The sequence below is a fragment of the Promicromonospora sp. NPDC060204 genome (genome assembly GCF_042728455.1).
GTDB lineage: Bacteria > Actinomycetota > Actinomycetes > Actinomycetales > Cellulomonadaceae > Promicromonospora.
The window spans coordinates 1-5922 of record NZ_JBHWZO010000334.1 but is presented as its reverse complement, the minus strand read 5'-3'; the positions used below and the strand labels follow the sequence as shown (position 1 = coordinate 5922).

The following is a 5922-nucleotide window of genomic DNA, read 5'->3' as shown; positions in this document are numbered from 1 at the left end:
CGGACCACCCCGCTGACTCGGCGGGGTGGCCATGCCGAGTCAGCGGGGTGGTCGGTCAGCCTGCGTGCACCGGCTCCGCGACGCGGTCGGCGTCCCCGGTGCCCGAGGCGGCGGACGCCCTGCCCTCCGCGGGCGTCGTGTGGGCCAGCGAGAGCCCCTGGCCGCGCCGTCGGAACAGCAGGGCCGACAGCACCGCGCCCACGGCGAAGAACCCGGCGCCCCACCAGTACGCGGTGGAGTAGCTCTCGATCGCGGCCTGGGCGCCCACCGCAGCGGTCACGGGCGCGTGGGCGGCGAGGTAGTCGGCCGCCGCGGTGGCGGCCAGGGTGTTGAGCAGCGCGGTGCCGATGGAGCCGCCCACCTGCTGGCTCGTGTTCACCATGGCCGACGCGACGCCGGCGAACTCCCGGTCCACGCCGAGCGTGGCGGTCTGCATCGACGCGGGCATGATCGTGCCCATCGCGAAGCCGATGACCATCAGGCCCGGCAGGACGTTCGTGGCGTAGGTGCTCGACGCGTCCAGGAACGTGAGGTCGATCATGCCGATCGCGCCCAGCGTCATGCCGATCGGCACCAGGAGCTTGGGCCCGAACCGGGGCACGAGCAGGTTGGTGCCGAGCTGCGCGGCGAGCACCAGCATGCCGATCATCGGCAGGAACGCCAGGCCCGTGCGGATCGGCGTGTACCCGAGCGTGAGCTGCAGGTAGTAGGTGACGAACAGGAAGATGCCGAACATCCCCGCGCCGGCGATCAGCACGGAGAGGTACGACGCGCCGCGGTTGCGGTCGAGCACGATCTTCAGCGGCAGGAGCGGGTGCGCGGCGCGCGTCTGCCAGCCGACGAACGCGATCAGCAGCACGCCCGCGGCGGCCAGCAGACCCCACGTCAGGGGTGCGTCCCAGCCGCCGGTCTCGGCGTTCGAGAAGCCGTAGACCAGGCCGAACAGCGCGCCCGAGACGAGCAGCGTGCCGGGCACGTCCAGTCGCGGCCGCGGGCCGCTGCGGGCGACGCGCGGGATGTAGACGGACGCGCCGACCAGGGCGATCGCGGCGATGAAGACGTTGATGTAGAGGTTCCAGCGCCAGTCGAGCGACTCCGTCAGGACGCCGCCCAGCAGCAGCCCGACGGCGCCGCCGGCCCCGGCGATGGCGCCGAAGACGCCGAACGCTCGGGCGCGTTCCCGCGGGACGGTGAAGGTGGTGGTGAGCACGGCGAGTGCCGTGGGGGCGAGCAGCGCGCCGAACGCGCCCTGCAGCGCGCGGGCGGCCACGAGCAGCTCGAAGGAGCCGGCGGCGCCGCCCAGGGCCGAGGCGAGGGCGAACCCGATGAGCCCGATCACGAAGGTGCGCTTGCGGCCGATGAGGTCGGAGAGGCGGCCGCCGAGCAGCAGGAGGCTCGCGAACGTGAGGGAGTACGCGGTGATGACCCACTGGCGCTGACCGTCGGAGAACCCGAGGTCGGCCTGGGCCGAGGGGAGAGCGATGTTCACGACGGTCGCGTCGAGCACGACCATCAGCTGGGCGAGCCCGACCACGACGAGCGTGATCCAGCGACGACTGTCCGTCGCGGGGGTTGAAGTCTGGGACATGCTTCGCAGCATATACGGAACTGACGAGTTCCGGATACAGTTAGTTCAGTATTAACCCGCGGGTAAGGTCGGACAGTGCAGAGAGGAGGACGACGGCGATGACGCAGGTCGACCAGACCGAGGCGAAGCCCCGTCTCGGACGCAAGAGGGACCACACCCGCGACCCCGAGATCCTGGACGCCGCGCTCGACGTGCTGTCCGAGTCCGGGTACGACGGCATGACCATCGACATGGTGGCCGCCCGCGCCAAGGCCGGGAAGGCGACCGTCTACCGGCGGTGGTCGTCCAAGGCCGAGCTCGTGCTGGACGCCGTCGCGTGCATGAAGCAGGGCGAGATCGACCTCGACGACCTGCCCGACACCGGCACGCTGCGGGGCGACCTCGTCGCGATGATCCGGACGCCGAGCATCCGGGACGGCGAACGCAAGCTCAAGGTCATGGCCGGGATCGTGTCCATGATCGCCCGCAGCCCCGAGCTCGCCGCCGCCGCGCAGGAGGCCCTCGTCGAGCCGCGCGCCCGGGCCAACCGCATCTTCTTCCGCCGCGCCATCGAGCGCGGCGAGATCCCGGCCGACGTCGACGTCGAGAAGCTCTGCATCATCGGCCCGGCCCTGGTCTCCTACAGCGTGCTCATGCTGGGCCGCCCGGTCGACCGCGACTTCCTCGTCGAGAACATCGACCAGGTCATCCTGCCCGCCGCCGGCGTCCGGGACGGGCGATGACCGGCCTGCCCCGGGTCGTCGCCACCGACCTCGACGGCACCCTCCTGCGGAGCGACGGCAAGGTCTCCGACCGCACCCGCCAGGTCCTTGCGGACCTCGACGCCGCGGGCGTCGAGGTGGTCTTCGTCACCGCCCGTCCGCCGCGCTGGCTCGACCACCTCGCCGACACCGTGGGCGGCCACGGCCGCGTCATCTGCATCGGCGGGGCGTGCGTGCTGGACCTCGCCTCCGGCGAGACCCTGGAGACCTGCGGCTTCGACGACGACGCCGTCCGCGCCGTCGTGACCGGCATCCGTGCCGCGCTGCCGCACGCGGCGCTCGCCTTCGAGCGGCCCGACGGCGTCACGTTCGACCCGGCCTACCCGAAGCGCGAGCCCGCGCTGGACCCCGGTCTGTGGTCGGTGCCGGTCGAGGACACCCTCGGTCTCGACGGCGCTCGCGGCCCGGTGTCCAAGATCCTCGCGCTCGACCCCGCGCACGTGCCCCCGCCGGGCGTCTTCACCGACCCGCCGGAGGAGATCCGGATGGCGCAGGAGCGGTTCTTCACGGCGGTGCGCGCCGCCGTGGGGGAGCACGCGCACCTGGCGTACTCGGGCGCCGTCGGCCTGGCCGAGCTCATGCCGCCCGGGGTGGACAAGGCCGCCGCGCTGGCCCGCTGGTGCACGCGCCTCGGCGTCGACGCCGCCGACGTCTGGGCCTTCGGCGACATGCCCAACGACCTGCCGATGCTCACCTGGGCGGGCCGCGGCATCGCGGTGGCCAACGCCCACGCCGACGTGCTGGCCTGCGCGGACGCCGTCGTCGGGCACCACGACGCCGACGGCGTCGCCGAGGAGCTGGCGACGGTGCTCGCCCGCGCCGCGGGCGAGCAGCGGGTCTAGGCCTTCTCGGCCGGCTCCACGTCCAGCAGCGGGCTCAGGTGGCGCGTGCCCAGGGCGCGCGTCGCCTGATGCGCACCCGCCCGGAGGCACTCCGCCGTCCCTGCCCCGGCGAGGTGCGCCGCGAAGAAGCCGGCGAAGAACGCGTCGCCGGCGCCGTTGGTGTCCAGCACCTCGGTGGGCTCCGCCGGCGTCTCGAACCAGCCGTCCGCCGTGCGCGCGACGGCCCCGCGGGCGCCGAGCGTGCACACCACGGTGCTCGCGCCCCGCTCCAGCAGCGCAGTCATGAGGGCGCGGTGGTCGTCCGTGCCGTCGTCGTTGAGGAAGACGAACGAGCACGCGTCGGCGAACGGCCGGTGGAACTCGGCCACGCCGTCGTAGTCGTGCAGGTCGGTCCAGAGCGTGGCCCCGCTCGCCGCGGCGGCCGGCAGCAGTCCCTGCCCGACGGCGCTCAGGTCCAGCACCACGTGCTCCGCCGCCGTCACGCGCGCGACCGCCGCGGGGTCGGGCGCGGCTGACGGGACAGGGACGGCGAGGTAGATCGAGAGGCGCTCGCCGGCGTCGGTCATGAGGTTCAGGTGCTGCTCGGACGGCCCGGGCACGCGCCGCGCGAGCACCTCGGCGCCGCGCGCGTGCTCCAGCGCCGCCAGGACCAGGTCGCCCTCCGGATCGGTCCCGACGTCGGTGACGAGCGTGCTCGCGACGCCGAGGTCGGCCAGGTGCAGGGCCTTGCCGGCGCTCGTCCCGCCCAGCGTGCGGACCGACCCGCGGGCGAACAGGGTGTGCGGCCGCGGGTCGGGCAGGTGGTCGAGCCGGACCATCGTGTTCCAGGTCGCGGGCCCGGCCACCACGGTGCGAGGAGAGTTCATGGCGCACACCCTGCCAGGTCAGGCCCTCAGGCTCTGTTCGTCGGTCGGCTCAGCCGAGCAGCAGCACGTGCGCCTCGGCGACCGTGGTCGGGTCGCCCATCATGTCGACCGCCGCGATCCGACCGTCGTGCACGACCACCGCGAACAGGCCGCGCGGCGTGCCACCCGGCGCGTACGCGAACCCGACGGAGCCGTCGATGAGCGCGGGCACCGCCCCGCCCGCCCGGCCACGGAACGCTCCGGCCACGGCCGCCGCCCCGCGCACCTCACGGGCCAGCAGAGGAGCGCCCCGGTCCGCACCCTCGGCCGCCGCCGCCACGGCGGCCTGGTCGGCGCGCAGCACCACGTCCGGCGCGAGCACGGCCATCAGGCCCGCAAGGTCGCCCGTCCGGGAGGCCAGGAGGAAGGCCTCGACGACCTGCCGATCCGTCCGGTCCGTGTCGTCTGTGGCGCCGGAGTGCGGCCCGACGTCGTCCCCCGCATCGCCCCCGGCGGCGGCCCGCGCCCCGGGCCCCGACTGGACCCGACGCCGGCCGCGGCTCGCGAGCTGGCGGGCCGCCGCGACCGACCGGCCCAGCACGGGCGCGATCTGCTCGTACGGCACGGCGAACAGGTCGTGCAGCACAAAGGCGAGGCGTTCGGCCGGGTCGAGGCTCTCCAGCACCACCTGCATCGCCACGCCGACGACCTCCGCCAGCTCGGCCTCCCGGACCGGGTCGGGGGACTCGTCGTCCAGGATCTCCGGCGCGGTGTCGTCGGGCTGGCCGCTCGGCAGCGGGTCCTCGCGCCGGGTCGACCGCGAGCGGAGGATGTCGAGGCAGATCCGGCCGGTGACCGTGGTCAGCCAGGCGGCCAGGTTGTCGATCCCCTCGTCGCCGGTCCGGTTCAGGCGCAGCCAGGCCTCCTGCAGCGCGTCGTCGGCGTCGTCGGGGTTGCCGAGCATCCGGTAGGCCACCGCCCGCAGGCGGGGCCGGTGCTGCTCGAAGGCGAGGGCAAGTTCGTCGGGGGTCATCTGTCACATCCTCGTTCCAGGGGGCGTCAAGGGTGTGACGGCGCGCAGGGCGCCGATGTGACAGGCCGGACCTCCGGCCGCGACGAGAGGACCCCGATGACCACGGAGACCACCACCCAGGACCCGACCCAGCACCTCGACCTCGCGGCGTCCGGCACGCCCCACCTGCGAACCGTGACGTCCCGCATGAAGAACCCGGCGCTGCTCGTGCCGGGCGGCGCCAAGGCGCTGGCCGAGCTGGGGCAGATGGCCCAGGGGCAGGGCGTCTCCGCGGCCACGCTCGAGGTGGTGCACCTGCGCGTCAGCCAGATCAACGGCTGCGGCTGGTGCATCGAGTACGGGATGCGGCAGGCCCGCAAGGCCGGCGAGTCGGAGGACCGCCTCGCGTCGGTCGCGGCCTGGCGCGAGTCGCCCTACCTCAGCGAGGCCGAGTGCGCGGCGCTCGAGCTCGCCGAGGCGATGACCCGGCTGGCCGACAGCCCCGAGGGTGTGCCGGACGCCGTCTGGGACCGCGCCGCCGAGCACTGGGACGAGCAGGCGCTCGCGGCGCTGGTCCTGCACATCGGCGTCACCAACCTCTACAACCGCCTCAACGTGACGGTCCGCCAGATCCCGGGCACCTGGTAACCCGCCCCCGTTGAGTGCTGGCTATTTGTTGCTCCGGCAGGCGCCGAGCACGCCGGTCATCAGGGCGAAGCCGGTCCCGCTCGACTCGAACTCGACCAGCCGGGACGGCTCACCGCCGCCGGTCAGCACGGCGTACGCGCCGATGCCCAGGATGATGGCGAGGCCGCTGAGTTCGACCAGGGTCAGGACGACGTTCATCTTGACCGACTCGGCGACGCCGCGGAGG

Annotated in this window: 6 protein-coding genes and 1 pseudogene; 3 read left to right on the top strand and 4 right to left on the bottom strand. The window is 73.8% G+C overall.

The window, feature by feature from the left end; all coding sequences use genetic code 11:
- Positions 1 to 55: 55 nt before the first annotated feature.
- A complete protein-coding gene (locus ACFWEJ_RS26460; protein WP_377232155.1) occupies positions 56 to 1588 on the bottom strand; it encodes an MFS transporter in 1533 nt (510 codons plus the stop codon).
- Positions 1589 to 1686: 98 nt separating this feature from the next.
- On the opposite strand from ACFWEJ_RS26460, the gene ACFWEJ_RS26455 reads away from it, so the two are divergent.
- On the top strand, positions 1687 to 2310 hold the full coding sequence (locus ACFWEJ_RS26455; RefSeq protein ID WP_377232154.1) for a TetR/AcrR family transcriptional regulator: 624 nt from the start codon (positions 1687 to 1689) through the stop codon (positions 2308 to 2310).
- Positions 2307 to 3191 carry an HAD family hydrolase gene (locus ACFWEJ_RS26450; protein WP_377232153.1) on the top strand — a complete coding sequence of 295 codons (885 nt, stop codon included), beginning with the start codon at positions 2307 to 2309 and terminating at the stop codon, positions 3189 to 3191. Before ACFWEJ_RS26455 ends, ACFWEJ_RS26450 begins: the two co-directional genes overlap by 4 nt.
- Here the strand turns inward: ACFWEJ_RS26450 and ACFWEJ_RS26445 are convergent.
- Positions 3188 to 4057: a carbohydrate kinase family protein gene (locus tag ACFWEJ_RS26445; RefSeq protein ID WP_377232152.1), complete on the bottom strand. Its 870-nt coding sequence runs from the start codon at positions 4055 to 4057 to the stop codon at positions 3188 to 3190. The genes ACFWEJ_RS26450 and ACFWEJ_RS26445 overlap by 4 nt on opposite strands.
- 49 nt (positions 4058 to 4106) lie before the next feature.
- Entirely contained in the window at positions 4107 to 5069 is a 963-nt protein-coding gene (locus ACFWEJ_RS26440; protein WP_377232151.1) for a sigma-70 family RNA polymerase sigma factor, read from the bottom strand.
- Positions 5070 to 5165: 96 nt separating this feature from the next.
- Here ACFWEJ_RS26440 and ACFWEJ_RS26435 point away from each other — a divergent pair, with 96 nt between their 5' ends.
- On the top strand, positions 5166 to 5696 hold the full coding sequence (locus tag ACFWEJ_RS26435; RefSeq protein ID WP_377232150.1) for a carboxymuconolactone decarboxylase family protein: 531 nt from the start codon (positions 5166 to 5168) through the stop codon (positions 5694 to 5696).
- A gap of 21 nt (positions 5697 to 5717) precedes the next feature.
- Here ACFWEJ_RS26435 and ACFWEJ_RS26430 read toward each other — a convergent pair.
- Positions 5718 to 5922, bottom strand: a pseudogene (locus ACFWEJ_RS26430) (amino acid permease); the annotation flags it as partial.